Source organism: Pseudomonas sp. SDT291_1_S447, from assembly GCF_054070155.1.
The window spans coordinates 1-1,937 of sequence record NZ_JBSVXS010000248.1; the positions used below are offsets into that span (position 1 = coordinate 1).

At 58.4% G+C, this 1,937-nt stretch carries 2 protein-coding genes; one reads left to right on the plus strand and one right to left on the minus strand.

Annotated features, from left to right (window positions below):
- Nucleotides 1–79: 79 nt before the first annotated feature.
- Nucleotides 80–976: a LysR family transcriptional regulator gene (locus ACW9IR_RS29255; RefSeq protein WP_102900883.1), complete on the minus strand. Its 897-nt coding sequence runs from the start codon at nt 974–976 to the stop codon at nt 80–82.
- A gap of 121 nt (nt 977–1,097) precedes the next feature.
- On the opposite strand from ACW9IR_RS29255, the gene ACW9IR_RS29260 reads away from it, so the two are divergent.
- Entirely contained in the window at nt 1,098–1,856 is a 759-nt protein-coding gene (locus ACW9IR_RS29260) for an SDR family NAD(P)-dependent oxidoreductase (RefSeq protein WP_102900884.1), read from the plus strand.
- Nucleotides 1,857–1,937 lie beyond the last annotated feature (81 nt).

Here is a 1,937-nt window from a genome sequence, read left to right on the forward strand (position 1 = left end):
GTATCAGTCAACATTGATTAAACTGACACACCGCTATCGCGAGCAGGCTCACTCCTACAGTTTTGACCGGTGTTCAGGTTTAGAGCGCAGAGCGAATCAGATCGCCCAGCCAATCCATGAACACCCGCACCCGCAACGGCAAATGCCGCTGCCGCGCGTACAACAATGAAATCCCCATCGCCGGCGCAGTGAACTGCGGCAACACGGTCACCAGTTCACCGTTTTCCAGATGCGGCTGCATGCCGGTACGCGGCACCTGCGTCAGACCAAATCCACCGAGGCACGCCGACTCGTAAGCGTCGGTGCTGTTGACCGTAATGCTGCCTGCCATCGGCAAGCGTTTAACCTGCCCGCCCTCCTCGTACACAAAACCTTCCGAACGCGAACCCAATACGCCGACGTAATGCACCAGTCGATGCTGCGCGAGATCTTCCAGCGACTCCGGCACGCCGTAGCGCTCGAGGTACGCGGGGCTGGCGCAATTGACCATGGGGAAGTCCCCGAGGTGCCGCGCGACCACCGATTGATCGGGCTGCGCGCCAATCCGCACCACGCAATCGAACCCTTCGCTGAGCAAGTCGACGCGGCGATCGGTGCTGCTGATTTCCAATTCCAGATTCGGGTGGCGATCCATGAACTGCGGCAGGCGCGGCATGATCAGACGCCGCGCGAGAATGTTCGGCAGGTCGACGCGAATGCGCCCGGTCAGCGAAGCCTCGTCCTGGCGGAACAAGCCTTCGATTTCGTCCATGTGCGAGAGCAGATCCTTGCTGCGTTCGTACAGCACCAAGCCATCCTGAGTCGCCTGCACCTTGCGTGTGGTGCGTTGCAGCAGGCGCGTTCCGAGTAACGCTTCCAGAGCCTGCACATGTTCGGACACGGTTGATCGCGGCAGTCCGAGACTTTCCCCGGCGAGGGTAAAACTCGACAGTTCGCTGACCCGCACGAAGGTGCGCAGCAGTTCCAGTTTGTTCATGGGGCACCTGTGGATTGTTCGGCTGAGCCGATCAGTGATTCCGGATTCAGTCTATTTATCACCTCAGGGCGGATAAATAAACTTCATCCCATCACCACTCACCGCAATCGAGGAAGCCTCCATGAACCGCAAAATCGCATTGATCACCGGCGCCAGTCGTGGCCTGGGCAAAAACGCAGCGCTGCACTTGGCCGCTCAGGGCATCGACGTTATCGGCACTTACAACAGCCGTGCTGATGAAGCTCAGGCGCTGGTTGCCGAAGTGCAAGCACTTGGCGGCAAAGCCGTGATGCTGCAACTCGATGTTGGCCGCAGCGAAAGTTTTGCCGATTTCGCTAAACACGTTGAGCAGGCGTTGCAGCAGACTTTCGACCGTCAGCGTTTTGATTTCCTGATCAACAATGCCGGGATCGGTGTGCATGCACTGTTCGCCGAAACCACGCCGGAGCAGTTCGATTTGCTGATGAATATCCAGCTGAAAGGGCCGTTCTTTCTGACTCAGCAGTTGCTGCCACTGATTAACGACGGCGGGCGCATCATCAATATTTCCAGCGGCCTGACCCGTTTCAGCCTGCCGGGTTACGGCGCTTATGCGGCGATGAAAGGCGCGATGGAAGTGCTGACCCGTTATCAGGCCAAAGAGTTGGGTGCGCGGCAGATTGGCGTGAACATTCTCGCGCCGGGCGCCATCGAAACTGACTTCGGTGGTGGCGCCGTACGCGATAACTCGGCGGTGAATGCGATGGTCGCCAGCAACACCGCGCTGGGACGCGCCGGGCAGCCGGATGATATTGGCGGGGCATTGGCATTGCTGTTGTCGCCGGGTGCGCAGTGGATCAATGGCCAGCGTGTTGAGGCCTCTGGGGGCATGTTCCTCTAACTCACGCTGAAACACCTTCACATGTAGGAGCTGCCGAAGGCTGCGATCTTTTGATCTTGTCTTTAAAAACAACATCAAAAG

Excerpts from the sequence above, each read along its gene's own strand:
- ACW9IR_RS29255 (WP_102900883.1), bottom strand. The coding sequence starts at position 976 with ATGAACAAACTGGAACTGCTGCGCACCTTCGTGCGGGTCAGCGAACTG.
- ACW9IR_RS29260 (WP_102900884.1), top strand. The coding sequence starts at position 1,098 with ATGAACCGCAAAATCGCATTGATCACCGGCGCCAGTCGTGGCCTGGGC.